This is a genomic window from Lederbergia ruris, assembly GCF_018332955.1.
Taxonomy (GTDB): Bacteria; Bacillota; Bacilli; order Bacillales; family Bacillaceae_C; genus Lederbergia; species Lederbergia ruris.
The window spans coordinates 1-255 of sequence record NZ_BORB01000159.1 but is presented as its reverse complement, the minus strand read 5'-3'; the positions used below and the strand labels follow the sequence as shown (position 1 = coordinate 255).

General features: G+C 43.9%; 1 pseudogene. It reads right to left on the bottom strand.

Annotation, left to right across the window (positions count from 1 at the left end):
• Positions 1 to 255, bottom strand: a pseudogene (locus KI363_RS21840) (IS110 family transposase); the annotation flags it as partial.

The following is a 255-nucleotide window of genomic DNA, read 5'->3' as shown; positions in this document are numbered from 1 at the left end:
ACACTTTTCTTCGCTTTATCTACCAGTTTGGTTGCACGCTTGATGCCAACACCACGCTTTACAACGGGTTTCCATTCCGCCAGTACATCTTCAGGGGGTTTATCACGAATGTCAGATGGAAATGGGAGTGCACGCAACGTATATAATGCGGCCTTTCCATCCCATTGTTTAAATACATCCTGAAACTCTGGGAAATAACGCTGCAAGTTATTTTGAATGCGTCCTTCTGTGACAGTCTGTTGTTTGATGAGTTGA